Raw genomic sequence first — 25,996 nt, 5'->3', positions numbered from 1 at the left:
GGCCTGTTGGCGATGTCGCGATGCCGCGTCAGAACTGCGGCGGCCCCATTTCCAGCGGCGGCGCATCCAATTGCGGAATGTTCAGCTCGATGGTGTTGGGGTCGACGGTCGGCCCCGCGCTGATCCAGTAGGTCACCGCCTCCGGCCACATGATCACCACCACCACGAGGATGAGCTGCATGAACAGCCACGGAATCGCGCCCCAATAGATCTGGGAGGTCTTGATCGAGGGCGGCGCGATGCCGCGCAGATAGAACAGCGCGAAGCCGAAGGGCGGGTGCATGAAGGCGGTCTGCATGTTCACGCAGAGCAGCACGCCGAACCAGATCAGGTTGATGTCGAGCTTGATCGCCACCGGCACCAGCAGCGGCACGATGATGAACGCGATCTCGAAGAAGTCGAGGAAGAACGCGATGAAGAAGACGAAGACGTTGACGAAGATCAGGAAGCCCAGGCGCCCGCCGGGGAGCTGGGACAGCAGGTGCTCGATCCACAGCGCGCCGTCCATGCCCTGAAACACGAGGCTGAACACGGTGGCGCCGATCAGGATGAACACCACCATGGAGGTGATGCGGGCGGTCGAGGCCATGGCCTGACGCACCAGCGTCCAGGAGAGACGGCTGTGCACCGCCGCCAGCAGGATCGCGCCGACCGCGCCCATGGCGCCCGCCTCTGTCGGGGTGGCAAGGCCCATGGCCAGCGTGCCGAGCACAAGCATGATCAGCACGATCGAGGGCACCATGCCGCGCAGCACCTGCCAGATCAGCGGCCAGCCGCCCTCCCCGCGCGCCTCGGGCGGCAGCGGCGGCATGATCTGCGGCTTGATCAGCGACATCACGAAGACATAGCCGAGGAAGATCAGCACCTGCAGCATCGAGGGGCCGATGGCGCCGAGATACATCTCGCCGACCGGACGGCCGAGCTGCTCGGCAAGGATGATCAGCACCAGCGAGGGCGGAATGAGCTGGGTGATGGTGCCCGACGCCGCGATCACGCCGGTGGCCAGCTTCTGGTCGTAGCCGTAGCGCATCATGACCGGCAGCGAGATCACGCCCATGGCGATCACCGAAGCCGCCACCGTGCCGGTAATGGCGCCGAGAATCGCGCCGACCACGATCACCGCATAGGCGAGGCCGCCCGGCACCTTGCCGAACAGCTTGCCGGTGCCTTCCAGCAGGTCTTCCGCCAGGCCGCAGCGCTCGAGGATCGCGCCCATGAAGGTGAAGAACGGAATGGCAAGCAGCAGGTCGTTGGAGATGATGCCGTAGAAGCGCAGCGGCAGCGCCTGCAGGAAGCTGAGATGGAAATGATCGGTCAGGATCCCGACCGTGCCGAAGAACAGCCCGACCGCGACCAGCGAGAAAGCGACCGGAAAGCCCGCCAGCATGAAGCAGACCATGCCGGCGAACATCAGCGGGGGCATTACGCCGTGTGAAAACATGCGGGGCTCGTCTCTGGCGAAAAGGGATAGGGGGAGGACGCGGTGCGGGACGCCTCACGGCGCGCGGTCTGCTCGGCTATTGCAGGGGCTTCTCGTACTCGGTCTCAACCTCGATCACGCCCTGAAGCGCGGCGGCACGCTTGATCAGCTCGGAGACGCCCTGTGCCGTCAGCAGTGCGAAGCCCAGCGGCAGCAACAGCTTCGCCGGCCACAGGATCAGGCCACCGGCGTTCTGCGACACCTCGTCGGACACGAAGGCCTGCCAGAAGAACGGGAAGCACAGCCAGGACAAATAGAGACCGGCGGGGATCAGAATGATGGTGAAGCCGAGCGCGTCGACCCAGAGCCGGCCACGCGGCGAAAGCGCCATGTAAACGAGATCGACCCGCACATGCTCGTTGCGCTGGAGCGTATAGGGCGCGCCGAGCAGCACCAAGGCGCCGAACAGGTACCACTGGATTTCCAGCAGCCCGTTGGTCGAATAGCTGAACAGATAGCGCACCGTGGCATTGCCCGCGCTGATGAGGCAGGCGGCCAGCACGCAATAATCGGCAACGCGCCCGAACCGCTCGTTCAGCCAGTCCACAGCCCGGCTGAAGGCCAGAAGCCCACCCATGCAACGTCCCCTCGGAAAAAGGTGTGTTCTTATTTCGGCGTTCAATCCGCCGTTTGTGTACGATTGCGCAAGATAGACCATCGTCTCACGCAATTTAAGCCCGGCCGACGCGGCTTTCTCAAGGGGCAGGCCGATACCGCCGGAGGGCGCAAGCCGCCACCCGCCATGCCCGCACACATTCGCGTGTGCAACCGCGACTTTCGCTCGTTGGTAGGGGAACCTTCAGCATATTCGCCGATTCCATAGGCAGCGGCGATTGACGCCGGGGAATGATGTTCTATTTTTGTTCACATGATGATGCGCACCGCACCCGATGACCGGCACCTGAGCGACGATGGACCGCTGAGCGCGGCCGATCTCGTTCTGGCGCGACGCTTCCATCTCTGGCGCGACGGCAGCGGCCGCCGGCAGGTGTTCTCGGTCTATGCCGTGGACGACGCCCCGGATTATCCCGACGCCATCGCGTTGGCCGTCCGCCGTTCGGCCGGGCGCTGCCAGCCGCTGTGGAGCGGCCCGGCCGGCGCCAAGGCCCGCGCCGCCGCCTATGCCGCCGGCGCCGACGAAATCCACCTGCGCGTGCTGCCCCGAGCCGAGAGCGGCCCGCTTTCCCCTGCCTGAGGCGGAGGGCGCCCTTGCGCCGGGCGCCGCATTGTATGACCGTCGTGAAACTGGAGTTTCGCGGGAGTCGTCATGCAGTCCAAGGAACGGTCCTTCCTGACCCGGGTGCGGCAGGCGCTTCCCACGCTTCACCCGGCGGAAAAGCGGCTCGGCGATTTCGTCTGCGATTTTCCCGGCGAACTGGCGAGCTATTCGGCGCAGGAGCTGGCCGCGCTCGCCCATGTCTCCAAGGCCACGGTCTCGCGCTTCGTTCAGCGCCTCGGCTATGAGAATTACGAGGAAGCCCGGCGCCACGCCCGCGCCGAAAAGCAGACCGGCTCGCGGCTGTTCCTTTCGACCTCGGTGGATTCGGCCGCCGAGCAGTCGGTCGCCGCCCACACCGCGCAGGCGATCGCCAATCTGGAAGCCACCTTCCTCGCCATCACCGACGCGCAGGCGAGTGCGATCGCCGACGCCATTCTCGGCGCGCGCAAGACCTGGGTGATCGGCTTTCGCGCCAATGCCTCCTTCGCCAGCTACCTGCAATGGCAGCTCACCCAAGTGGTGGAGAACATCATTGCCATTCCCGGCGCCGGGCAGACGCTGGGCGAGCATCTGGTGAGTCTGGGCCCGCAGGATGTGGTGGTGGTGTTCGGCCTGCGCCGGCGTGTCGCCCGCCTGCCGCTGATCCTCGACCAGATTCACAGGAGCGGGGCGAAGCTGGTCTACATCACCGACGAGGGCGAGAATTTCCTGTCCAGCGCCGCCTGGCATCTGCGCTGCCAGACGCTGGCGCCGGGCCCGCTGTTCAGCCATGTCGCGGTGATGGCGGTGTGCCAGCTTCTCGCCACGCGCTGCATCGAAAGAGCGGCCGCCGCCGGCCGCACCAGGCTGCGCGGCATCGAGGCGCTGAACGACGCGCTGGAAGAACTCTGATCGATCTTTGGGCAGTTGCACGAAACTGCGCACTACTATTCAATCACATGAAATCAGAATTTCATGAACCAACGGCGGCCCGGAAACCTCATAAATCTTTGAAAATAAATATGAAACTGTGATTTCTTATAAGTTGGCATGAAATCTGTATTCCTTTTCCGGTAAGGAAGTGCGGCGGCAGCGGCCTCGGCCCCACCCGGCAGCGCTTCCAGAGCGTACGCAGCAACCCTCCCGCTTTATCGTTCGCAAAGGAAACCCGCATGCCCAAGATTGTCCTCTCCCGAAAGCTCCTCCTCGGCGCGCTCTCTGCCCTGATGATCGCCCCTGCCGGCGCTGAGACCATCACCCTGCGCGTGCTCGGCCAGCCCTCCGGCTCCGGCCTCATCGCCCAGCAGAAGGAACGGCCCTTCTTCGAAAAGCTGGCCGAGACCACGGGGCTCGACATCAAGGTCGAGTACCTGCCGGTCGACGTCGCCGGCATCCCGGACACGGACGGGCTGCGCATCCTGAAATCCGGCCTGTTCGACATCGTGTCGATTCGCGGCCCGCAGGTGAGCCGCGACGAGCCCTCCATCCTGGGGCTGGACCTCGTCGGCCTCAACACCTCCTATGCCGCCGGCCGCGAGCACATCGCCGCGTTCCAGCCCTTCGTCGACGCCCGGATCCAGAGCCAGTTCAACGCCCGCCTGCTCGGCGTCTGGCCCGCCGGCCCGCAGGTGATCTTCTGCAAGCCCGAGGTGAAGGGCCTGTCCGATCTCAAGGGTCTCAAGGTCCGCGTCGGCGACCAGAGCGCGGCGAATTTCGTCGCCAAGCTCGGCGCAACCGGCATCTCAATGCCGTTCGGCGAAGTCCAGCAGTCGCTGGCGCGCGGCGTGGTCGATTGCGCCATCACCGGCCCGGCCTCGGCCAATTCCGGCGGCTGGCCGGAAGCCACCACCACCGTGCTGCCGATCGCGCTGCAGCTCGCCGTCAACGGCTACGCCATCAACCAGAACAGCCTGAAGAAATTCACACCCGAGCAGCAGGAGAAGCTCGCCGCCGCCATCGGCGGGCTGACCACGGACATCTGGGCGTTCTCCGAGGAGCTTTATGCCGACGCCATGCGCTGCAACACCGGCAAGACGCCCTGCGAGCGCGGCAAGCCCTACAAGCTCACCGAGGTCACCCCGTCCGAGGCCGATCTCAAGGCGGTCGGCGCGGCGGTCGGCGAAGTGTCGCTGCCGATCTGGGCCAAGCAGTGCAACGCGGTGGCCCCGAACTGCGAAGCGAGCTGGCGCGCCACGGTCGGCGCCGGGCTCGGCCTCTGATCCCGCCCGGCGCGACGGAGAACGGCCATGCACACCTATTCGCGTCTGCTCGGCATCCTGTTCGGGGTGCTGATGATCCTGCTGTCGCTTGCGATCACGGCGGAAACCCTGCTGCGCAAGCTGTTCTCCGTCTCGCTCGGCGGCATTGATGAACTGGGCGGCTACGCTATCGCGGTCGCCGCCCCGCTCGCCTTCACCGTGGCGCTGGTGGAAAATGCCCATATCCGCATCAACCAGCTCACCGCACTGTTCCCCAGGCCGGTTCAGGCGGTGCTGGATGCGCTCTCGGTGCTCTCCATGGCGGTGCTCGCCGGCTATTTCTTCTTCTTCACCATCGACACGGTGATGGACACCTTCGCCTATCAGTCGATCGCCCCCACCCCCTGGGCGACGCCGCTGATCTACCCGCAGACGGTCTGGCTGATCGCCAGCGCCACCTTCCCCATCGCCGCCATCATCCTCGCCGCGCAGGCGCTGCGCCTGCTGGCGACGGGCGACTGGCGCGCGGTGACGCGCCGCTTCGCCCGCCCACCCCCGAGGACGAACTGAAAGCCGAGCTTGACGACCTCAAGCGCCGCGAAGCCCTGATCCACGAAGGAGCGCCCTCATGAGCATCGCCATTGTCGGCGTCGGCTTCTCGCTGATGCTGCTCCTCATGTTCCTCAGCCTGCCGGTCGCGGTGGCCATCATCGCGGTCGGCGCCCTGGGCGGCTATGCGATGTACGGCATGCCGCTCGTCGACATGATGGGCGGGGTGATCTGGTCGAGCGTCAACAGCCCGTCCATCCTCGCCATCCCGCTGTTCATGCTGCTGGGCGAATTGCTGCTGCGCGGGGGCATCGCCGACCGCATGTATGACGCGATGGCGGTGTGGCTGGCGCGCCTGCCCGGCGGGCTGCTGCACACCAACATCGCAACCTGCACCCTGTTCTCGGCCACCTCCGGCTCCTCGGTCGCCACCGCCGCCACCGTGGGCACCATCGCGTTGCCCGCGCTCCAGCAGTACAAATACCCGATGTCGCCGGCGCTCGGCTCGCTGGCGGCGGGCGGCACGCTCGGCATCCTCATTCCGCCCAGCGTCAACCTGCTGGTCTATGGCTCGCTCGCCAACACCTCGGTCGGCCAGCTCTTTGCCGGCGGCGTGGTGCCCGGCGTGCTGATGGCGTTGGCGTTCTCGGCCTACATCTTCATCTTCCACGGCAGGGCCGGCGCGCAGGCGACCGAACTGATCGACATGCCGCTGCGCGACAAGCTCGCGCTCGGCAAATATCTGATCCCGCCTCTGGTGATTTTCGGCGTGGTGATGGGCTCGATTTATGGCGGGCTCGCCACTCCGACGGAATCGGCGGCGATCGGCGTGATGATCGCGCTCGGCTTCGTCGCGCTCAACCGCCGGCTGACGCTCGACCTGCTGATCGAGTGCTCGATCCAGTCGGCGAAGACCAGCGGCATGGTCATCATCGTGCTGGTGTGCTCGCTGCTGCTCAACGTCACCATTTCGATGACCGGCGCGGCGCAGGCCATGACGCAGTGGATCGCCGCCTTCGAGCTGAGCCAGCTCGCGCTGCTGCTGGTGCTGCTGGTGTTCTACGTGCTGCTCGGCACCTTCATGGACGCGATGTCGATGCTGGTGCTCACCGTGCCGATCGTGATCCCGGTGGTGGTGTCGGCGGGGATCGAGCCAGTGTGGTTCGGCATCTTCATCGTGATCATGTGCGAGATCGCGCTCATCACGCCGCCGGTGGGCATGAACCTGTTCGTGGTCCATGGGGTGCGCACCGATGGCGGCAGCTACAGCGACGTGACGCGGGGAGCCCTGCCCTATGTCCTGCTGATGATGGTGTTCGCGGTGCTGCTGATGGTGTTCCCTCAGCTCGTCATGTGGCTGCCCGACCTGCTGGCGGGGCGGTGATCATGGGACCGTCAGTGCCCGGCCGGGAGGCGGCGTCGACCCGCCTCCTGGTCGTCAACCCCAACACCAATGCCCGCGTCACCGCCAATATCCGCGCGGCGGTGGAGCGTGTGGTCGCCGGCTCAACGCTCGCCCGCGTGGTCAATCCGGCGGCGGGACCGTTCGCGATCGAGAGCGAGGCGGACCGGCTCGCCGCCGAACCGGGCGTTCTGGCGCTGGTGCGCGACAGCCTCGCACCCGCAGGCGCGCGGCCGGATGCCTATGTGCTGGCCGCCTTCGACGATATCGGCCTCTGTGCCGCCCGCACGCTGACCGGGGCGCCGGTGATCGGGGCGGTGGAGGCGGGGATCGCGGCGGCGCGCACGCTGGGCCGGCGCTTCGCCGTCGTCACCACGGTGGAGGCGGCGCTGCCGGGCATTCGCCGGCAGCTCCGCCATCACGGCGCCGCCGACATCGCCACCGCGCGGGCCGCCGGCATCGGCGTTGCCGAGGCGGCGGAAGGCGGACGGGCCGCGCACGAGAAGCTGTTGCGCGCCATCTATCTTGCGGTGAACGAGGACGGCGCCGACGCCATCCTGCTCGGCTCCGGCGGACTGACCGGAACTGCCGATCGGCTGCGCGGGCACACATCCGTGCCGCTCATCGACGCCGTGCTTGCAGCGGTGACGATGGCGGAAGCGCTCGCCACCCTCACCCGGCGCACGCCCGCCAAGGGACCCGCCATGCGCATCGCCGGCGGGTGAGCCTCACGCGCCCAGATAGCGCCGGGCGAGATGCGCCTTGAACACGCCGGCATCGAGGGGGCGGCCGGTGGCGCGGGTCAGCAATTCGTCCGTGGCGTAGCGCGAGCCCTGCGCGTGGATATTGGCGCGCAGCCAGCCGACCAGCGGCGCGAAATCGCCGCGCGCGATGCCCGGCAGCGTGTCGGGCTCCGCCCGGCAGGCGGCGTCGAACAACTGCGCGGCGGTCATGGCGCCGAGCGTGTAGGTGGGGAAATAGCCCCAGCCGCCGGAGGGCCAGTGAATATCCTGCAGGCAGCCCAGCCGGTCGTTGGGCGGGGTGATGCCGAGCAGTGCCTGCATCCCCTCGTTCCACGCCGCCGGCAGCTCGCTGAGCGGCATGGCGTCGGCGATCAGCGCCTTTTCCAGCCGGTAGCGCAGGATGACATGGGCGGGATAGGTCACCTCGTCGGCGTCGACGCGGATGAAGCCGCGTTCCACACGCGTGGCGCGCCGCCACATCGCCTCCGCCTCCCAGCCGGGCCCCGCACCGCCGAACGCCTCGCGCATCAGCGGGGCGGCGAAGGCGAAGAACTCGGGCGTACGACACGCCTGCATCTCCATGATCAGCGACTGGCTCTCATGCACGCTCATGCCGCGCGCATGGCCGACCGGCTGGCTCATATAGGCGGCGGGCCGGCCCTGCTCGTAGAGCGCGTGGCCGGTCTCGTGGATCACGCCCATCAGCGCCTTGGCGAAGTCCGCCTCGTCATAGCGGGTGGTGATGCGCACGTCGTTGTCGGCACCGCCGCAGAACGGGTGCGCGGAAATATCGAGCCGACCGCGCTCGAAATCATAGCCGAGCGCCGCCATCACCTTCAGCCCAAGCTGGCGCTGCGCCTGGATCGCGAACGGCCCCTCGATGGATGCGGGCTCCGCCCGGTGCGCCTGCGCGTCCAGCGCTTTGCGCGTGAAATCCGGCAGGAAGGCCGCCAGGTCATCGAACAGCGCGTCGATGCGGGCGGAGGAGCCGCCGGGCTCATAGTCGTTGAGCAACGCGTCATAGGACGAGACGCCGAGCTTCTCGCCCTTGGCCGCGCCCGCCTCGCGCTGGAGCTTCAGCACCTCGGACAGAAAGGGCAGCAGCCCGGCGAAATCGGAGTCGGCGCGCGCCTGCCGCCATTTCATCTCGCATGCGGAAATCGCCTTGCTGCTCGCCTCGACCAGATCGGCCGGCAGCGCGGTCTCGACGGTGTAGACGCGGCGGATTTCGCGCAGATTGGCGCGGTCCCAGTCGGTGAGCTCGCTCTCGGCCTCGGCCGCCTCCAGCCAGTCGCCGATACGCGGGTCCACCGCCATCCCGTGCGCCAGCACCCGCAGCAGCGCCAGGCTCTCCGCGCGGGAAGCCGCCGCGCCGGACGGCATCATGGTGTCGCTGTCCCATTGCAAGATGCCGATGGCGTTCGACATGGCACTGACGCGGCCGAAATGGCGGGCGAGCGAAGCATAAGCGGTCATGACGTTCCTTCTCCGGCGGGAGAGACGGCCTAGCATATTCGCCGCCCGGTGGCATTGGCGGCCTCTTGGCATTCGCCGTCGCTTGGCATTTGCCGGCGCGGGTGACTATCGTCGCGCCCCCGAAGCGATTCCAAGAGACACGATGACCGTCGATACCGCCGCCCTCGCCGCCCGCCTTGCCAGCCAGATCGCCGGCGAGATCGGCGCCCGTCCCCAGCAGGCCGCCGCCGCCATCGCGCTGCTCGACGAGGGCGCGACCGTTCCCTTCATCGCGCGCTACCGCAAGGAGGCGACCGGAGGGCTGGACGACACCCAGCTACGCCGGCTCGGCGAGCGCCTCGCCTATCTGCGCGAGCTGGAGGCGCGGCGCGGCGCGATCGTCGAGTCGATCCGCCAGCAGGGCAAGCTGACGCCGGAGCTCGAAGCCTCCCTCGCCGGCGCCACCACCAAGGCGGAGCTGGAGGACATCTATCTCCCCTTCAAGCCCAAGCGCCGCAACCGCGCCGACATCGCCCGCGAGCGCGGGCTCGGCCCGCTGGCCGATGCCATCCTTGCCAACCGCGCCGATGCGCCGGCCGATCTGGCCACTTCCTACCTCTCCGAAGAGGTGCCGGACGTGAAATCGGCGCTGGAAGGCGCGCGCGACATCATCTCCGAGGGCTTCGCCCAGAATGCCGATCTGCTCGGCCGGCTGCGCGCCCATCTGCGCCAGCACGCCCAGCTCCGCGCTCGCGTGGTCGACGGCAAGCAGGAGGCCGGCGCCAAGTTCTCCGACTATTTCGACCATGTGGAGCGCTGGTCCGGCGTGCCGAGCCACCGCGCGCTCGCCATGCTGCGCGGCCGCAACGAGGATGTGCTGTCGCTGGAGATCGAGGTCGACGCCGATGATCCGGCCCCGATCAAGCCAGTGGTGCGGATGATCCTCGACGCCAACGGCATCGGCGACCGGCTGCCGGGCGATGCCTGGCTGCGCGAGGTGGCGGGCTGGACCTGGCGGGTCAAGCTCGCGCTGCACCTCTCGCTCGACCTGATGGGCGAGCTGAAGACCCGCGCGGAGACCGAGGCCATCAACGTGTTTGCGCGCAATCTCAAGGACTTGCTGCTCGCCGCCCCCGCCGGCACCCGCGCCACGATGGGGCTCGATCCCGGCATCCGCACCGGCGTCAAGGCCGCGGTGGTGGACGCCACCGGCAAGCTGCTGGCCAACACGACCGTTTACCCCTTCCCGCCGAAGAACGACGTGCGCGGCACGCAGGCAGAGCTGGCGCGCCTCATTCGCGCCCATGGCGTCGAGCTGATCGCGATCGGCAACGGCACCGGCAGCCGCGAGACCGAGAAGCTGGTGGCCGACATGCTGGGCGACATGCCCGCACCCAAGCCGCTGAAGGTCGTGGTGTCGGAAGCCGGCGCCTCGGTCTATTCCGCCTCGGAGCTTGCGGCCGCTGAATTCCCCGGCCTCGACGTCTCGCTGCGCGGCGCGGTCTCGATCGCCCGGCGGCTTCAGGACCCGCTGGCCGAGCTGGTGAAGATCGAACCCAAGTCGATCGGCGTCGGCCAGTACCAGCACGATGTCGACCAGTACCACCTCGCCCGCGCGCTGGACGGGGTGGTGGAAGATGCGGTGAACGCGGTCGGCGTCGACCTCAACACCGCCTCCGCCTCGCTGCTGGCGCGCGTTTCCGGGCTCGGCAGTTCGCTGGCGGAGGCTATCGTCGCCCATCGCGACTCCAACGGCGCCTTTGCCAGCCGCCGGCAATTGCTGGATGTGGCGCGGCTGGGCCCGCGCACCTTCGAGCAATGCGCCGGCTTCCTGCGTATCCGCGACGGCGCCGAGCCGCTGGACGCCTCGGCCGTGCACCCGGAAGCCTATGGCGTGGCACGCAAAATCGTGAAGGCCTGCGGGCGCGACCTGCGCAGCCTGATGGGCGACAGCGGAGCACTGTCGAGCCTTGATCCCCGCCAGTTCGTCGACGAGCGCTTCGGCCTGCCCACGGTGCGCGACATCATCGCCGAGCTCGACAAGCCCGGCCGCGACCCCCGCCCGGCGTTCAAGACCGCCACCTTCGCCGACGGCATCGACGACATGAAGGACCTCAAGCCCGGCATGATGCTGGAAGGCACTGTGACCAATGTCGCGGCTTTCGGCGCCTTCGTCGATATCGGCGTCCATCAGGACGGGCTGGTGCACGTCTCCCAGCTCGCCGACCGCTTCGTGAAGGACGCCCATGAGGTGGTGAAGGTCGGCGATGTGGTGAAGGTGCGTGTGGTCGAGGTCGACCTCAAGCGCAAGCGCATCGGGCTTTCCATGCGCAAGGATGGCGCGCCTTCCGGCCGCCCGCCCGTCGACGCCGCGCCGCGCAACGACCGCCCTGCGCCCGGGCCCCGCCCGGCAAAAGCGCCAGCCCGCGAGCCGCAGGGCGCACTCGGCGCCGCGCTGTTGGACGCGCTGAAGCGACGCTGAGCGCGTCGGCGTCCTCCCGTTCTACGGCGAGTAGACCGCACGCCCACGCCTCACCACGGCGTGGGCGTCGCCATTTCGCGCCGGCTCGCCAGCGTGCCGCTCAGAGCTTGTATTCGTAAAGCAGCCGGGCGCGGATCGTGCCCTCCAGCTTGCGGATGTCCGAGAGCACCCGCTCGCTATCGGCCGCCGAGGCGTCGGCATCGAGCACCACATAGCCGACATCGGCATAGGTCTCGTAATACTGGCCGGCGATATTGACGTGGTGGCGGGCCAGCACTTCGTTGAGCCGCCCCAGCATGCCCGGCAGATTGCGCTGCACCTGGATGAAGCGCGTGCCGAGCGGGCGGGCGGGAAGCTGCACCTGCGGGAAGTTCACCGCGCCCATGGTCGAGCCGGTGTCACTGTAATCCACCAGCTTGCGCGCCACTTCCGAGCCGATGCGCTCCTGCGCCTCCTCGGTCGAGCCGCCGATATGCGGGGTGAGGATCACGTTATCCAGCCCCTGCAGCGGCGAGACGAAGCGCTCATTGTTCGAGCCCGGCTCGACCGGGAACACATCCACCGCCGCCCCGCGCAGCTTGCCCGAGCGGCGCGCGTCGGCCAGCGCGTCGAGGTCCACCACGGTGCCGCGGCTGTTGTTGATGAAATAGGCGCCGTCCTTCATCGCCGCGAACTCCGCCGCGCCGATCATGTTCTGGGTCGCCGGGGTCTCGGGAACGTGCAGGCTGACGATATCGCTGAGCGCCAGCACCTCGTGCAGGCTGCTCACCGCCTCGGTATTGCCGTGGCGCAGCTTGTCGGTGTGATCGTAGAAGATCACCTTCATGCCCATCGCCTCGGCGAGGTTGGAGAGCTGCGTGCCGATATTGCCATAGCCGACGATGCCCAGCGTCTTGCCGCGCACCTCGTGGCTGTTGCTGGCGGACTTGTCCCAGCGCCCGTCATGGGCGGCGCGCGAGCGCTCGGGAATACGCCGCAGCAGCATCACGATCTCGCCGATCACCAGCTCCGCGACGCTGCGCGTGTTGGAGAACGGCGCATTGAACACGGGAATGCCGTGAACCCGGGTGGCGTCGAGGTCCACCTGGTTGGTACCGACGCTGAAACAGCCGATGGCGATCAGCCGGTCGGCCGCCTCCAGCACCTGCGCCGTGATCTGGGTGCGCGAGCGGATGCCGAGCAGGTGGACGCCCTTGAGCGCGTCCTTCAGCGCATCGCCATCCAGCGCCTTGGCGAGGCGCGTGATGTTGGAGTAGCCGGCGGCGGTCATGATCTCGACGGCACTGTCATTGACGCCTTCGAGCAGCAGGACGCGGATCTTGTCCTTGGACAGCGAAAGCTGCGGCGATTCGATGGGGCGATGGAACACGGGCTCGGCGTCCTTAGGCATTGGGGCTCCCGGCGAAAGGCGGCCGGCTTGGCGGCGTACCTTTCCCCGCCCGCGAGCGCTTGCATCCACGGGCGGGCGGGAACTTAATCCTTTTGCGTCCGGCGTCCAGTTCGAGCTGCCGATCGGTGCCTCCGCGCAGCCCAGCCTTGCGCGCCGCACGCAGCCGGCGCGGCGGAAGTCCCCCGCTGGCCGGGGCGCGCGGCTTCGGACAGAATGGCCGGCGCATCGGCGCAAAAGGAGCAAGGACGCATGGACCGCGTAACCGGAGGCTGCCTGTGCGGCGACGTGCGTTTCATAGCGTTTGGGCGCCCTTACAGGGTCGGCGTGTGCCACTGCCTGGATTGCCGCAAGCATCACGGCGCGCTGTTCCACGCCTCGGCGATCTTCCCGCAGGACGCGGTGAGCATCGAGGGCGAGACCCGCGACTATGCAGGCCGCTTCTTCTGCCCGCGCTGCGGCTCATCTGTGTTCGGGCGTAGCGGCGACGAGGTGGAGGTCCATCTCGGCGCGCTGGACACGACCGACTGCTTCACCCCGACCTATGAGCTCTGGACCCTCCGCCGCGAAGCCTGGCTACCGCCCTTCCCTCTTGCCCGCCATTACCCGCGCGACCGGGAGACACAGGAGCGTGAGGAAGGGTAGCGCCCACCGCCGCGCCACCGCCGGTTTCCACCGACATCGCGGCAGCTCGGTCGCCCGGCGCGCGATAGGATCACGCCCCGGGACGTCAGCGCCTCATCACTCGGCAGCCACCGGCGCGACCTTCGGTGCGGCTGGTCGCGGGCGCTTGAGGTCGCGGGTCGCCTTGTCCATTCCGAACAGAAGGGACGATAGCCCGATACGGTCGGTCAGCCGCGTCAGCCAAAGCGAGCCGATGGTTCCAAGCACGGTGGCGAACAGCACATAGGAAATGCCGGTCGGATCGACCGACAGGAACAGCGACGCGAACGGCCGCAGGCAGGCGATGATGTAGGCGTGCCAGCACAGGATCGACATCGAGTTCATGCCGAGATAGGCGACGATGCGGGTGGAAGCGGCGAACCGCGCGCCGATGCCGACCAGAAGCAGAGCCGTCCCGACCACGAAGGGAACGCGCAGGGTGTAGCTCGCGTCGATATGGCCCGCGCCGAGATAGGCGAAGCCGATGAAGGCGATCAGCGGGATCAGGATGCCCGCAGTCAGTTCCTCGCCACGCCAGCGCATCGCGACGCCGATCAGATAGAACACGATGAAATCCGTGTTCAGCACGCGCAGATACCAGAGCATGAAGATGAAGATCAGCGCGACCAGCTCGAATTGTCGCCCCTGCATGCCGCGTGTGACATAGATCGCCGCCGCCACGGCCAGCTGGAGGAAGCCGAGATTGTACAGGTACCAGTAAGGCCCGGTCGGAGCGAAGAAGATCGTATGAAAAAATTCGGCCCAGGTCGCGATCGGCGCGGTATTGGTTTTGATGAAACCGAAATAATTCGCCGAAAAATGGATCAGAATATATCCGAGCTCAAATATGAAGTACGGCACGACCACGTATCGGAACGAGCGATACGCCACTTCGGGGCCCGGACGGTGGAAGCTGAAGAAAAAGCCGGTCAGCATAATGAGAACAGGCATTCTGAACGAATGCATGAACTCGTAAATGACTTCCTGCGCGTGGAGCGTGCTGCCAATCAGTGAGATATGACCGTACACCATCAAGACAATAACAACGCCTCGCGCAAAATAGGCGCCGGCACTGGTCGATTCAGTCATGTTGCAAATCTCACCGGGCGATACACGACCTTGCGGTACTTCAGCCGTGTCTCATAAGAAAATTTCGAAATAATAATGGTTACATACAACAGGCTGGCGCTGAGATGACGAAGGAACGACCCTGAATCCGGCTCGAACACATGAATAAGAAAGAAGTGGCCGGCGATCATCGCACCAAGGAATTTCATCTTCAGGTCCTTGTCAACGAGGCCGCGCCACATGGCGAAGACATAGACCACGACATTCAGCGTCAGGAAGGCTTCTCGAATGCTGAAACCTCTTGATATCAAGGAAAAATCCAGCATCCAGAACGCATTGAGATAATTCAATGTGAAATGCCACAAGCCGTCGATCGGGTATGGGTTCAGGAACGCCGTTCGCACACCGCGGACACCCTCGATCAGACGCACGAAATTCGCCCGATCGCGAGGAATCTGCAACTGATAGAGCACATCCGTCGGAACAAGAAGCAATACGGCAATTGAAACGAATACTGCCATCAGCTTGAATTTATAATTATAGGCAAAAAATATGTAAAAGGCGAAAGTAACAAACATAATCAGAAAAAAGTATTTTCTAAAATATAGCGCATATAGAGAATAGAATATGATATATACGAGGATGGATCGCGACAAGGTCGCATTTGATCGAAAGACATAGGCAACCGGCAATGTAAACCAGACCAGCAAAAGGTCCTTCTGAAAGGTACCCACTGCGGTCAGCAGCGGCATAATCATGATGAAGGAGACGACTGCCAGGGAGTAACGATCATTGGCAGTCCGAAGCGCGAAGATGATATAGGCGACACCTGTCGCATAGACGAAGGGCAGCCGCAGCGGGGACGGAATGAGCGCGTAGATGAACGCGGTCATCGCGTAGGAGCCGACATCTTCGAAAGATCCCGATTCCGCGAGCTGCTTCACCGTCGATGAATCACTGCCAGCCGTGTCGCTGAAAGCCCCTCGAAGGCCGAAGACGATGGCGAAATACAGCAGCACCATCGCCAGAATGACGACGAGGGAGAACCGAATGATGATCTTCGGTTCACGCGAGGTCGCTGGTGTGGACGCGTATTGCATTACCGTCGATCTTTCGAAAATCAGTCCGCATCAAAAAAGTCCGCCGCGCGATTTTACTGCGGCTTCGCCCCTTGAGTAGCATGAGCGACGCCTTGCTCATACCGTCCCAAGCCCGCCAGCCGCGGCTTGATCAAAAAGGCCACGATGCCCCTGCGCACCTTGCCGTTGAGGTGCTGGCTGTCCTGGAAGAAAGACGCCGGCACGCGGCTCGCGGCGATATCCGCCCGGTCTTCGGCTGTCGGCTCGATGCCGAGATCGGTGAAGGCCTGGCCGCTCAGAATCCAGCCCTGCACGTCGATATAGTCGGAACCGAAGCGCGCCATTTCATCGCGCCTCACGGCTACGAGCAGGTCATAGCGCGCCTCCCCCGGCCCCCAGTTCCGATTGGTGAACTGGCCGAGCACGAAAACATGCCGGGCGGTGGGCGCCAGCCAGTCATAGGCCGCACGGTTCCCCCAGACGACATCTTCCACCGTTGCGCGGGCCGTGACGTTGTTCTTCCCGCATCCGATGATGGTGACGGCGCTGCGGAACTGGCTGGCCGCGTCGGGGACAAACTTCGTGTCCGCGGGCACTTCCAAGGGTGTGCCCGCGACGGCGCGGGTGAAGATCCTCGTCTTGTTCTCGGCGTCCCACCCCAGCGTACCAGCGATCGGCACCGGGAGGTCGAGATAGCCGGGATAGGTCGGCCCGACCTTCGAGAAGCCGACCCACAGATCGGACGTCACAGACACAGGACCGGTCGGCGGTAGGGTGAAGGCGTCGAGATGGATCGGCGCCGCCCCCATCCTTGCGAGGATCTGGGCATTGCCGTCACCCCCGCGTCCCCCGCCGTGAAAGCCCATCCCCAGATCCGCCGCCACCTGCTTCAGCGGCGTCTGCAGCCCGCCCGACGTGCTTGAGCCCCATATGGCGAGTTGCATCGCCCTCGCATCGGCCGGCGACGCGGCGGCGAGTTGCAACGACGGTGCCGCCCCGACGGCCGCCGTGGCGGGATAAGAGAGACGATCCTGAGCCCGGGCAATGACCGGAAGAGCAATCGAAACGACAACAAGAAGAGCAAGGCCAAAAGGCCGAAGTCGGACACGCATGGGCTGCCCCTGCAAAAAAACGCCAGCTTCCGGAATCTCAATCTGGCATAATGTATCAGAAGAGCACGGTGGTTTCATCCGTCGATGCAAAGCGACGTCGCCTCCCATTCACACCGCATCGGCTCACTGGCGCAACCGTTGCCGGGTAGGGTGCGGACGGCGGGACCGGGATCAGGCAGGCGCCTCAGCCATCCTTTAATATCGCGCGCAAGGCGCCTTCATCGCGGAGGTCAGGGCCAGCCTCAGACGCAGGAAACCCGCCGCGTGGCACCAAACGAACGGTGCCGGATACTCTTTGAGCGATTGCGTGACTTCCATGGGAAAAATGGTGCTGCGAGAGAGGATTGAACTCTCGACCTCTCCCTTACCAAGGGAGTGCTCTACCACTGAGCTACCGCAGCGCTTCCCGAGGGCGTTGAGCCCGTCGAGGCGGGGCGGTGTTTGCCACAGCGCGCCGGTCTGTGCAAGCGTCTGCATCCAACGTAGAGCATCGCGCTGTGAACATCGCGCCCATCACCCGCCTGCCGGGCCGGAGATGGTGCGGAGCGCGCGGCCGCGCCGAAGCGTCGCCCGCACACGACAGGAGCCTTCATGAGCCGTTCGGAAGACAATGAGGCCAAGGCCCGCGCCGAACGTCTGGCGGCCGCGCTGCGGGCCAATCTCAAGCGCCGCAAGACGCAGGCGCGCGGCCGGCAGGCTGAGGCAGGCGCGGGGGAAGAGAGCGCAAGGGAGGCGAATGCGGGACAGGCGGAGACCGTCGGCCCACCGGCAGATGCAGGCGTGCCGGCAGTGGATAAGGCGGGCAACTCCGGCGGCTGAGCCGCGCGCGTTGTCTCGCCCCGCCACACGCGCTAGACCCTTAGACGAGAGACCGGCGAACGGCGGCGCCACGAATCGGCCCGATCCTCGTTGCATTGCCGGACGATGTTGTTGCCGAAGGTCATGGCGCCGCGCCGCCCCTCGGACGAAGGAGCCTGAAACCGCATGGACCGCATCCGCATCGTCGGCGGCAATCCCCTCAACGGGTCGATTCCGATTTCCGGCGCCAAGAACGCCGCCCTTCCGCTGATGATCGCCGGACTGCTCACCGAGGAAAAGCTGATCCTCGAAAACGTGCCGCGTCTCGCCGATGTCGCCCAGCTGCAGCGTATCCTCGGCAATCACGGCATCGACATCACCGTGAACGGCAAGCGCCGGGGCGACGATGCCTATGCCGGGCAGACCATGGAGATCGACGCCCGCGTCATCGTCGACACCACCGCGCCCTATGAGCTGGTGTCGAAGATGCGCGCCAGCTTCTGGGTCATCGGCCCGCTGCTCGCTCGCATGGGGCAGGCCAAGGTGTCGCTGCCCGGCGGCTGCGCCATCGGCACGCGCCCGGTGGACTTCCATCTCGACGCGCTGCGGGCGCTCGGCGCCGGCATCGAGATCGACGCCGGTTATGTGCTCGCCCGCGCCCCGAAAGGGCTGAAGGGTGCGCGCATCGATTTTCCGAAGGTCTCGGTCGGCGCCACCCATACCGCGATCATGGCCGCCAGCCTCGCGGACGGCGAGACCATCATCGAGAATGCCGCGCGCGAGCCGGAGATCGTCGACCTCGCCAATTGCATCAACGCCATGGGCGGGCGGATCGAGGGACAGGGCAGCGCGACCATCCGCATCGTCGGCGTGCCGCGCCTGCGCGGCGCCCGCCACGCCGTGCTGCCCGACCGCATCGAGGCCGGCACCTATGCGATGGCAGTCGCGATGACCGGCGGCGACGTGATGCTCGCCGGCGCGCGGGCGGACCTCTTGGATTCCGCGCTCGACACGCTGCGCGAGGCCGGCGCGGAGATCATACCTTCCAATGAGGGGCTGCGCGTGAAGCGCAACGGCGCCGGCATCTCCCCGGTGAACGTGACCACCGCGCCGTTCCCCGGCTTCCCGACCGACCTGCAGGCGCAGCTCATGGCGCTGACCACGCGGGCATCTGGCACCTCGCGCATCACCGAGACCATCTTCGAGAACCGCTTCATGCATGTGCAGGAGCTGGCCCGGCTCGGCGCGCGCATCCATCTCGACGGCGAGACCGCCACCATCGAGGGCGTGGAGCGGCTCAAGGGCGCCCCGGTGATGGCGACCGATTTGCGCGCCTCGGTGTCGCTGGTGATCGGCGCGCTGGCGGCGGAAGGCGAGAGCATGATCCACCGGGTCTATCATCTCGACCGCGGCTTCGAGCGGCTGGAAGAGAAGCTCTCGGCCTGTGGTGCGCAGATCGAGCGCCTCGCCGGCTGAGCTGCGCGACCGGAGCATGGCTTAAGCACTCTTCCGTCCCTTGCCGGACGCGGCCTGCGACGCCATCTTCGCGCTGTGTAACGCTGCGGAGACGGAACGACATGGCAGGGCTCAAGCTGATCGCGCTGGATGCGGAAGATCTCTCGGTGCTTTCCGTCCATCTCCAGGACGCGGTGATCTCAGTCGGCGACATGACCTATCTGCCGAAGGAGCACCGCTTCGCGCTGCTGGCTAACCGCTTCGACTGGGAAAAGGCGGTGCAGGCCGAGGTGAAGGCGCAGGCGATGGCGGCCGCGGGGCAGAAGCCGGCCCAGATCGCTGGCCCCTGCGTGCGCCGACGCTCGGGCATGCATTTCGAGCGGGTGATGGGGGCGAAGCTGCGCGGCATCGACCTCGCCGCCAAGGAGGCGACACTGAACCTGCTCGCCGTGACCTTCGAGGAAACCGACTCGCCGTCCGGCGTTGTCACCTTCCTGTTTTCCGGCGGCGCCGAGGTGCAGCTCCACGTGGAATGCCTCGAAGCCGGCCTGGAAGACCTCGGCCCGGCCTGGGACGCCAAGGGCACGCCCTGCCACGACGCGGCGGAGTGAAGCGTCACTTCATCAGCCCGGCCGCTTGCCCTTTCGCGATGAGGTAGCTGACAAAGGCCGCGCAGGCACCGAGCATGAAAAGCGCATCGGCCTCATCGACTTTCGCGGCCTCGCCCTCAATCAGCGAATGGCGAATGCCGCGTTCGTCATTCGTGTAGCCATAGAGCGCCGAGAAGCCCTTTTTCATAGCCTCGTGGATGGTACCGTTGGCCTCCAGTCGTGTCAGTGCCGTGCCCAGAGTCTTCGAACCCCGATTGAGCCGCAGCGCCACTGCCTCGACGGCATGGATGCTCTCGCGCACGCTATTGGCGTATTGGTCAGTAGCTAGCTGATCGATGGCGCTGCGCAGATGAGCGAGCCCAGCCCCCATGCCGGAGGAGCGAGCATCCGCCATCGCCCGTTCAAGAGCTTCTGTGACCAAAGGATCCGAGACCGGCACTAGCGTGTCGCCGTCGATCAACCTGTAGGCGGCATGCGACCATGCGAGCCCTTCGGCGATTTCTGTAATGAAATTTTTGGGAGTACTGGGATCTCGGATGACCCACTGTAAAAATCCAAAAACTTGAATGTAATCCGCATTCATTATTTCGGATTTTATTTTATTATAATACGATGCAAAACTGTTAACGAATTCATCAATTGGACGACCTTGACGAAAAGCGTATTCGTTACGAAAAATCTTAAACCACAGGGGGCCAAATTTGCCGTATGGCCTTTCTTCGGTGCGAATTTCTTCTTCAAGTACCGCCCAAATTGTCGCGCGGACGCGAGGCGACACATCTTTGCGATTAAGCTGTGAGGGCAGAGGCTCCACACCTTCCGCCTGCTCGAAAGTCAGTGATTTACGGTCCATTCGTCGTGAATCTCGTTGGCATTGTTTCAGCGTGGCATTGGCCACGATTCGCTACAAGGCAGCGCCGCGTTTACGCCCCTTGTCATCCGGCGAAGCGGTTGCGATAGGGTAGCCGTCATTTATGCCGCCCCGGCGCCGAATGCCGACCTGACCGCCCTGCCGCAGGACCCAAAGATGCCGCTTCGCCTCGACACACGCTCCGACGACTTCGCCGACCGCTTCCAGGCCTTTCTGGGCACCAAGCGCGAGGTGTCGCAGGATGTGGCGCAGGCGGTAGCGCGGATCATCGAGGAGGTACGCACGCGCGGCGACGAGGCGCTGATCGCGCTCTCCAAGCAGTTCGATCGGGTGGATCTTGGCGCGCTCGGCATCCGGGTGAGCGAAGAGGAGATCGATGCCGCGGTGATGGCGGCCGATGCCAAGACGCTGGAGGCGTTGACCTTCGCGCATGAGCGCATCCGCTCGCACCACGCCAAGCAGCTGCCCGAGGGCGGGCGCTATGTCGACGCGCTCGGCGTCGAGCTCGGCCATCGCTGGACCGCGATCGACGCGGTGGGGCTCTATGTGCCGGGCGGCACGGCGGCCTATCCGTCCTCGGTGCTGATGAACGCGGTGCCGGCCAAGGTCGCGGGCGTCTCCCGGCTCGCCATGGTGGTACCGGCGCCGGACGGCGTGCTCAATCCCCTGGTGCTCGCCGCCGCGCGCCTCGCCGGCGTCGACGAGGTGTATCGCGTCGGCGGTGCGCAGGCGGTCGCGGCGCTGGCCTATGGCACGGCGACCATCGCGCCCGTGGCCAAGATCGTCGGCCCGGGCAATGCCTATGTCGCCGCCGCCAAGCGCCATGTGTTCGGCACGGTGGGGATCGACATGGTGGCCGGGCCGTCCGAGGTGCTGGTGATCGCCGATGGCGAGCAGAACCCGGACTGGATCGCCGCCGACCTGCTGGCGCAGGCCGAGCACGACACCGCCGCACAATCGATCCTGATGACCGACAGCGACGCCCTCGCGGAAGCCGTCATCGCTGCCGTTGAGCGCCAGCTCGCCACCCTGCCGCGCCGCGACATCGCCGAGGAAAGCTGGCGCGAATTCGGCGCAGTGATCCGGCTCGGCACTCTCGGCGAGGCGAGCGCGCTCGCCAACCGCCTCGCCCCCGAGCATCTGGAGATCATGTGCGCCGATGCCGAGTTGCTGGCAGGCGAGATCCGCCACGCCGGCGCGATCTTCCTCGGCGCCCACACGCCCGAGGCGATCGGCGATTATGTCGGCGGCTCGAACCACGTGCTGCCGACCGCCCGCTCGGCACGCTTCTCCTCCGGCCTCAACGTGCTGGACTTCATGAAGCGCACGTCGATTCTGAAATGCGGCCCCGAGCAGCTTCGCGCGCTTGGGCCGGCGGCCATCGCGCTCGGCGAGGCAGAGGGGCTTGGCGCCCATGCCCGCTCAGTCGCCATACGCCTCAACCTGTGACGGGGCCGGCATGGCGGACGAGGACGTACCCCCCTCCGATCCTTATGCCGAAACGCGCCGCCTCGTGGCGGTGACCCTTGATGCCGCCTCGATCGGCCGGTCCAACCGCGACATCGAGCATGAGCGCGCCATCGCGATCTACGACCTGATCGAAGAGAACAGCTTCGCGCCCTGCGGCGATGTCGAGCCGGGGCCGTACATCCTCACTCTGTCGCTGGCGGATGGGCGGCTGGTGCTGGACATCTCGCGGCAGGATGGCGCGCCCGTGGTCGCGCACCATCTCTCGCTCAGCCCGCTGCGCCGCGTGGTGAAGGACTATTTTCTGGTGTGCGAGAGCTATTATTCGGCGATCCGCACCGCGACACCCTCGCAGATCGAGGCCATCGACATGGGCCGGCGCGGGCTGCACAACGAGGGCTCGGAACTGCTGCGCGCGCGGCTGAAAGACAAGATCGACGTCGATTTCGGCACGGCGCGGCGGCTATTCACGCTGATGTGCGCGCTGCACTGGAAGGGGTGAGCGGTGATCGCCTCTCCGCCGGACCTGCCGCCCTCGCTCAAGCCGCCCCGCGCTGCCCGCAAAGAGCGCCCGCAGGCGGTGCTGTTCATGTGCGGGCAGAACTGCGTACGCTCGCCCATGGCCGCCGCGCTGGCGCGCCATCTGTTCGGCCGCTCGATCTATGTCGGCTCCGCCGGGGTGATGAAGGGCGAGAGCGATCCCTTCGTCTCCGCCGTGATCGACGAGATCGGCCTCGACGTGCACCGCCACCGTCCGCAGACGCTGGAGGAGCTGGAGGAGAACGAGGGGCTCGGCTTCGACCTCGTGATCACGCTCTCGCCCGACGCCCATCACCGCGCGCTGGAGCTCACCCGCACCAACGCCATCGACGTGGAATACTGGCCGACGCCGGACCCGACGCTGGAAACCGGAAATCGCGAGCAGCGCATGGACGCCTATCGCGCGGTCCGCGACGAACTGGAGCAGCGGATACGCCTCAGGTTCCGCCCGTCCTGACGCGCGGGCGCGCATTGCTGTTCGCAGAGCCTTTACTTGTCGGCCGGATGATTCCATCTGACGGCGGCCGGCCTGCCGATGCCGCCACCGGCCATTCCGTCCCGGTGGAACGAGGAGTTGACCTGAGTGAGCGGACATCCTGTCCTGGTTCTGGCTTCGGGCTCGCCGCGCCGGCTGGCGCTGCTGGCGCAGGCCGGTCTCGAACCCGACGCCCTGCTGCCCGCCGATATCGACGAGACCCCGGAGCGCAGCGAGCTGCCGCGCCGGCTCGCGCTGCGGCTGGCGCAGGAGAAGCTGCGCGCCGCCGACACCCGCCGCAAGGCGGTGGGCGAGTATGAGGGCGCCTATCTGCTGGCCGCCGACACGGTGGTCGGCGTCGGCCGGCGCATTCTGCCCAAGCCCGAGATTTCCGAGGAGGCGGCCGACTGCCTGCGCCTGCTCTCAGGACGCGCGCACCGCGTCTATACCGGCGTCGCGCTGATGACGCCCAAGGGCGCGGTCCGCACCCGGCTGGTGGAGACGCGCGTGCGCTTCAAACGGCTCTCCCGCGAGGAGATGGACGCCTATGTCGCCTCGCGCGAATGGCTGGGCAAGGCGGGCGGCTACGCGATCCAGGGGCTAGCGGCGACCTTCGTGATCAAGATGGTCGGCTCCTACACCAATGTGGTCGGCCTGCCGCTGGCCGAGACCGTGGCGATGCTCGCCGGCGAGCGCTATCCGGTGCACCACGCCTGGGGCAACCCGGCATGAGCGGCAAGGACGCCACGCCGGAGAAAGGCGCACCCGGCAAGGGCTGCCCGATCTGCGGCAAGCCGCCGGTGGAGAAATATCGCCCGTTCTGTTCCAGCCGCTGCGCCGATGTCGACCTGCACCGCTGGCTGAGCGGCAGCTACGCGATACCCGCCACCGAGGATGACGACGAGGACGGCGAGGAAGCCCCGCTCGCCCCCGCTCCGCCACGCGAGCGCTGACGCGCGCCGGGAACCGGACGGGGCTGGAGCGTCTGGGGAAAGACGCATTTTCCCTGTCGGCGCGTATGGACAGGGAGGAATCGAGACTCTATAAACCGCCCCGCTCCGCACGGCCCCGCGCCGTTGCCGGCTACGCCCAGGTAGCTCAGTTGGTAGAGCATGCGACTGAAAATCGCAGTGTCGGCGGTTCGACTCCGTCCCTGGGCACCATCTACCCCCTTGGTATCGCTAGATTTTTCAGCGCGGGGGCGGTGTGTTTCCGCCAGTTCGTCATTATTCCTGCCGCGGTCTCACAGCCCTCGTTTTCTGGCTCGTCGCCGCTTCGCAGAAGCAGCCACGCGTCGCATCATGCCGGCATGCCGCGCCACGGAGCGTCACCGGGCGGATCTGCGATACCGCTGAAGGCGTGACGCCAGGACGACGGGCCACCGCGCTTCGCACCGTTCCACGGCTGGAAATCCGGTGGAAGGGGCTGGGCGTTTCCGTCAGCCTGTCTATCATCACAGCTCATGCTGGCCGCATTCCTGCCCGGAGCGGGGTGCGGCATGGCGTGCCTCCTGCCCTCCCCGCCGTGAAGGAACCGATATCGTGACAGCGCCCGCCACGCCGCGCCGCGGCGAACCCGCCGCCGAACCCGTCGTCATCGTGGTCGACGACGACATCGCGCTACGCGAGGCGCTTTCCAGCCTGTTCCGCTCTATCGGCCTCAAGGTGCAGCTGTTCGGCTCGGCGGCCGAGCTGATGGCGGCGAGCCTGCCGGACACGCCGCGCTGCCTGGTGCTCGACATCCGCCTGCCGGGGGTCAGCGGGCTCGACTTCCAGTCCCAGCTCGCCCGCTCCGGCCTGAACATGCCGGTGATTTTCATGACCGGCTATGGCGATATTCCCATGACCGTGCGCGCCATGAAGGCCGGCGCCGTCGACTTCCTCACCAAGCCATTCCGCGATCAGGATATTCTCGACGCGGTCTCCACCGCCATCGAGCAGGACCGGGTGCGGCGCGAGGCCGACCGCGCGGCCTCAGGCGTTCAGGACGCCTACCAGACCCTGACGCCGCGCGAGAAGGAAGTGATGGCGCTCGTCACCTCCGGGCTGATGAACAAGCAGGTCGCCGCCGCGGTCAATCTGAGCGAGATCACGGTGAAAATTCATCGCGGCCATGTCATGCGCAAGATGGGCGCGCGCTCGCTCGCCGACCTCGTGCGCATGGCCGAGCTTCTCGGCATCGAAGCTCCGAAGAGATAGGCACTGCAAACCTAGATATGATTCCGGCGAGGCAGGCCGGGGCCTATACAAAAGGGAGACACGACGTATCGCCGGCCAAGTTCCGGCGGGTTTCAAAGGATTATTCATCGTGCGCCAGCCCGCGATGGTCGCGATCATCGACGATGACGAACAGGTTCGGACCGCTACGGCCAGCCTGGTGCGTTCGCTCGGCCTCACGGTCAGCACCTTCGCCTCGGCCGAAGACTTCCTCAGCTCGCCGCGACGGCCCGATGCCGCCTGCGTCATCACCGACGTGCAGATGCCCGGCATGAGCGGCATCGAGCTTCAGGAGGCGTTGCGCGCGGACGGTTTCCAAACGCCGCTCATTTTCATCACCGCCTTCCCTGAGGAGCGCGTGCGCCGGCAGGCGGCGGCGGGCGGTGCCATCGGCTTTCTCGCCAAGCCGTTCGACGGTACCGAGATGATCGCCTGCCTCGACCACGCGCTCGGCGGCATCGCCTGAGGGGCGTCTGTTTCATTCAGCTAACGCGAGTATTTAAGCCGGCGCGGCGAGGGTTGCGCCGGCTTTTTTTGCCTGTGGCAACGCGCCAGGCCAGCCTCACACTCATGTATGAGCGGCTCACCCCTAGAGCCAATAGGCTCCGGGCGAGCGCGGGTCTAGCGTATTCACCGTCAGATGCCCCGGTACGGCGGCCGCTCGCTTCTCCCCGCGAGCCGGCCGCCGGCCATCCTTCTCAAGGAGAGCCGCCATGACCACCCCCGCCACCCGCCGCATCGCCCCGC

26 protein-coding genes and 2 tRNA genes are annotated in these 25,996 nt (G+C 66.2%); 19 read left to right on the top strand and 9 right to left on the bottom strand.

Annotation, left to right across the window (positions count from 1 at the left end; translation table 11 throughout):
- Window positions 1-28: 28 nt before the first annotated feature.
- Both VRZ77_RS09425 and VRZ77_RS09420 read right to left on the bottom strand, forming a co-directional pair.
- The gene (locus VRZ77_RS09425; protein ID WP_414592397.1) at window positions 29-1,441 is read right to left on the bottom strand and encodes a TRAP transporter large permease; all 1,413 of its coding nucleotides are present in this window, start codon (window positions 1,439-1,441) and stop codon (window positions 29-31) included.
- 76 nt (window positions 1,442-1,517) lie between these two features.
- A complete protein-coding gene (locus VRZ77_RS09420; protein WP_414592396.1) occupies window positions 1,518-2,057 on the bottom strand; it encodes a TRAP transporter small permease subunit in 540 nt (179 codons plus the stop codon).
- Between the two features lie 294 nt (window positions 2,058-2,351).
- Between VRZ77_RS09420 and VRZ77_RS09415 the strand changes: the two genes are divergently transcribed.
- From VRZ77_RS09415 to VRZ77_RS09390, 6 genes are all read left to right on the top strand, one after another.
- Entirely contained in the window at window positions 2,352-2,675 is a 324-nt protein-coding gene (locus VRZ77_RS09415; RefSeq protein ID WP_414592395.1) for a hypothetical protein, read from the top strand.
- Window positions 2,676-2,747: 72 nt separating this feature from the next.
- Window positions 2,748-3,590, top strand: a complete 843-nt coding sequence (locus VRZ77_RS09410; protein ID WP_414592394.1) for a MurR/RpiR family transcriptional regulator — start codon at window positions 2,748-2,750, stop codon at window positions 3,588-3,590.
- Window positions 3,591-3,850: 260 nt separating this feature from the next.
- Window positions 3,851-4,897 carry a TRAP transporter substrate-binding protein gene (locus tag VRZ77_RS09405; RefSeq protein WP_414592393.1) on the top strand — a complete coding sequence of 349 codons (1,047 nt, stop codon included), beginning with the start codon at window positions 3,851-3,853 and terminating at the stop codon, window positions 4,895-4,897.
- Window positions 4,898-4,924: 27 nt separating this feature from the next.
- The gene (locus tag VRZ77_RS09400; RefSeq protein WP_414592392.1) at window positions 4,925-5,446 is read left to right on the top strand and encodes a TRAP transporter small permease subunit; all 522 of its coding nucleotides are present in this window, start codon (window positions 4,925-4,927) and stop codon (window positions 5,444-5,446) included.
- A 58-nt stretch (window positions 5,447-5,504) separates the two neighbouring features.
- Entirely contained in the window at window positions 5,505-6,809 is a 1,305-nt protein-coding gene (locus VRZ77_RS09395) for a TRAP transporter large permease (protein WP_414592391.1), read from the top strand.
- Window positions 6,810-6,811: 2 nt separating this feature from the next.
- The gene (locus tag VRZ77_RS09390) at window positions 6,812-7,552 is read left to right on the top strand and encodes an aspartate/glutamate racemase family protein (RefSeq protein ID WP_414592390.1); all 741 of its coding nucleotides are present in this window, start codon (window positions 6,812-6,814) and stop codon (window positions 7,550-7,552) included.
- Between the two features lie 3 nt (window positions 7,553-7,555).
- Here VRZ77_RS09390 and VRZ77_RS09385 read toward each other — a convergent pair whose 3' ends face one another.
- Complete coding sequence (locus tag VRZ77_RS09385) at window positions 7,556-9,046, bottom strand: carboxypeptidase M32 (protein ID WP_414592389.1); 1,491 nt, start codon at window positions 9,044-9,046, stop codon at window positions 7,556-7,558.
- 142 nt (window positions 9,047-9,188) lie between these two features.
- Here VRZ77_RS09385 and VRZ77_RS09380 point away from each other — a divergent pair, with 142 nt between their 5' ends.
- Window positions 9,189-11,507 (top strand): Tex family protein, encoded by a 2,319-nt coding sequence (locus tag VRZ77_RS09380; protein ID WP_414592388.1) that lies wholly within the window; start codon window positions 9,189-9,191, stop codon window positions 11,505-11,507.
- A gap of 100 nt (window positions 11,508-11,607) precedes the next feature.
- On the opposite strand, the gene serA is transcribed toward VRZ77_RS09380, so the two are convergent.
- Window positions 11,608-12,897, bottom strand: coding sequence for a phosphoglycerate dehydrogenase (gene serA, locus VRZ77_RS09375; RefSeq protein WP_414592387.1), 1,290 nt, complete (start codon window positions 12,895-12,897; stop codon window positions 11,608-11,610).
- A 249-nt stretch (window positions 12,898-13,146) separates the two neighbouring features.
- Between serA and VRZ77_RS09370 the strand changes: the two genes are divergently transcribed.
- Complete coding sequence (locus VRZ77_RS09370; protein ID WP_414592386.1) at window positions 13,147-13,539, top strand: GFA family protein; 393 nt, start codon at window positions 13,147-13,149, stop codon at window positions 13,537-13,539.
- 96 nt (window positions 13,540-13,635) lie between these two features.
- Here VRZ77_RS09370 and VRZ77_RS09365 read toward each other — a convergent pair whose 3' ends face one another.
- The 4 genes from VRZ77_RS09365 to VRZ77_RS09350 all read right to left on the bottom strand — a co-directional run bounded on the left by VRZ77_RS09365 (window position 13,636) and on the right by VRZ77_RS09350 (window position 17,217).
- Window positions 13,636-14,646 carry an acyltransferase family protein gene (locus VRZ77_RS09365; RefSeq protein WP_414592385.1) on the bottom strand — a complete coding sequence of 337 codons (1,011 nt, stop codon included), beginning with the start codon at window positions 14,644-14,646 and terminating at the stop codon, window positions 13,636-13,638.
- Window positions 14,643-15,725: a hypothetical protein gene (locus VRZ77_RS09360; RefSeq protein ID WP_414592384.1), complete on the bottom strand. Its 1,083-nt coding sequence runs from the start codon at window positions 15,723-15,725 to the stop codon at window positions 14,643-14,645. Before VRZ77_RS09360 ends, VRZ77_RS09365 begins: the two co-directional genes overlap by 4 nt.
- A gap of 53 nt (window positions 15,726-15,778) precedes the next feature.
- Entirely contained in the window at window positions 15,779-16,816 is a 1,038-nt protein-coding gene (locus VRZ77_RS09355; protein WP_414592383.1) for a hypothetical protein, read from the bottom strand.
- Between the two features lie 326 nt (window positions 16,817-17,142).
- Window positions 17,143-17,217: transfer RNA gene (locus tag VRZ77_RS09350), tRNA-Thr, on the bottom strand.
- 190 nt (window positions 17,218-17,407) lie between these two features.
- Between VRZ77_RS09350 and VRZ77_RS09345 the strand changes: the two genes are divergently transcribed.
- From VRZ77_RS09345 to VRZ77_RS09335, 3 genes are all read left to right on the top strand, one after another.
- The gene (locus tag VRZ77_RS09345; RefSeq protein WP_414592382.1) at window positions 17,408-17,635 is read left to right on the top strand and encodes a hypothetical protein; all 228 of its coding nucleotides are present in this window, start codon (window positions 17,408-17,410) and stop codon (window positions 17,633-17,635) included.
- Window positions 17,636-17,800: 165 nt separating this feature from the next.
- The gene (murA, locus tag VRZ77_RS09340) at window positions 17,801-19,090 is read left to right on the top strand and encodes a UDP-N-acetylglucosamine 1-carboxyvinyltransferase (RefSeq protein WP_414592381.1); all 1,290 of its coding nucleotides are present in this window, start codon (window positions 17,801-17,803) and stop codon (window positions 19,088-19,090) included.
- 101 nt (window positions 19,091-19,191) lie between these two features.
- On the top strand, window positions 19,192-19,680 hold the full coding sequence (locus tag VRZ77_RS09335) for a DUF2948 family protein (RefSeq protein ID WP_414592380.1): 489 nt from the start codon (window positions 19,192-19,194) through the stop codon (window positions 19,678-19,680).
- A 4-nt stretch (window positions 19,681-19,684) separates the two neighbouring features.
- Here VRZ77_RS09335 and VRZ77_RS09330 read toward each other — a convergent pair whose 3' ends face one another.
- Window positions 19,685-20,533 carry an AbiJ-NTD4 domain-containing protein gene (locus VRZ77_RS09330; RefSeq protein ID WP_414592379.1) on the bottom strand — a complete coding sequence of 283 codons (849 nt, stop codon included), beginning with the start codon at window positions 20,531-20,533 and terminating at the stop codon, window positions 19,685-19,687.
- 174 nt (window positions 20,534-20,707) lie between these two features.
- Here VRZ77_RS09330 and hisD point away from each other — a divergent pair, with 174 nt between their 5' ends.
- The 8 genes from hisD to VRZ77_RS09290 all read left to right on the top strand — a co-directional run bounded on the left by hisD (window position 20,708) and on the right by VRZ77_RS09290 (window position 25,715).
- Entirely contained in the window at window positions 20,708-22,000 is a 1,293-nt protein-coding gene (gene hisD, locus VRZ77_RS09325; protein ID WP_414592378.1) for a histidinol dehydrogenase, read from the top strand.
- A 10-nt stretch (window positions 22,001-22,010) separates the two neighbouring features.
- Window positions 22,011-22,520 carry a UPF0262 family protein gene (locus VRZ77_RS09320; RefSeq protein ID WP_414592377.1) on the top strand — a complete coding sequence of 170 codons (510 nt, stop codon included), beginning with the start codon at window positions 22,011-22,013 and terminating at the stop codon, window positions 22,518-22,520.
- An 87-nt stretch (window positions 22,521-22,607) separates the two neighbouring features.
- Window positions 22,608-23,015, top strand: a complete 408-nt coding sequence (locus VRZ77_RS09315) for a low molecular weight phosphatase family protein (RefSeq protein ID WP_414592461.1) — start codon at window positions 22,608-22,610, stop codon at window positions 23,013-23,015.
- 126 nt (window positions 23,016-23,141) lie between these two features.
- Window positions 23,142-23,765 (top strand): Maf-like protein, encoded by a 624-nt coding sequence (locus VRZ77_RS09310; RefSeq protein ID WP_414592376.1) that lies wholly within the window; start codon window positions 23,142-23,144, stop codon window positions 23,763-23,765.
- Window positions 23,762-23,986 carry a DNA gyrase inhibitor YacG gene (gene yacG, locus VRZ77_RS09305; RefSeq protein ID WP_414592375.1) on the top strand — a complete coding sequence of 75 codons (225 nt, stop codon included), beginning with the start codon at window positions 23,762-23,764 and terminating at the stop codon, window positions 23,984-23,986. Before VRZ77_RS09310 ends, yacG begins: the two co-directional genes overlap by 4 nt.
- 134 nt (window positions 23,987-24,120) lie before the next feature.
- Window positions 24,121-24,196: transfer RNA gene (locus VRZ77_RS09300), tRNA-Phe, on the top strand.
- 378 nt (window positions 24,197-24,574) lie between these two features.
- Window positions 24,575-25,231: a response regulator transcription factor gene (locus VRZ77_RS09295; RefSeq protein WP_414592374.1), complete on the top strand. Its 657-nt coding sequence runs from the start codon at window positions 24,575-24,577 to the stop codon at window positions 25,229-25,231.
- Window positions 25,232-25,355: 124 nt separating this feature from the next.
- A complete protein-coding gene (locus tag VRZ77_RS09290; protein WP_414592460.1) occupies window positions 25,356-25,715 on the top strand; it encodes a response regulator transcription factor in 360 nt (119 codons plus the stop codon).
- The last annotated feature ends 281 nt before the right edge of the window (window positions 25,716-25,996 follow it).

Origin of the sequence: Ancylobacter sp. G4_0304 (assembly GCF_047501495.1) — a bacterium.
Taxonomy (GTDB): domain Bacteria; phylum Pseudomonadota; class Alphaproteobacteria; order Rhizobiales; family Xanthobacteraceae; genus Ancylobacter.
This window is presented reverse-complemented; position numbering and strand designations above follow the sequence as displayed.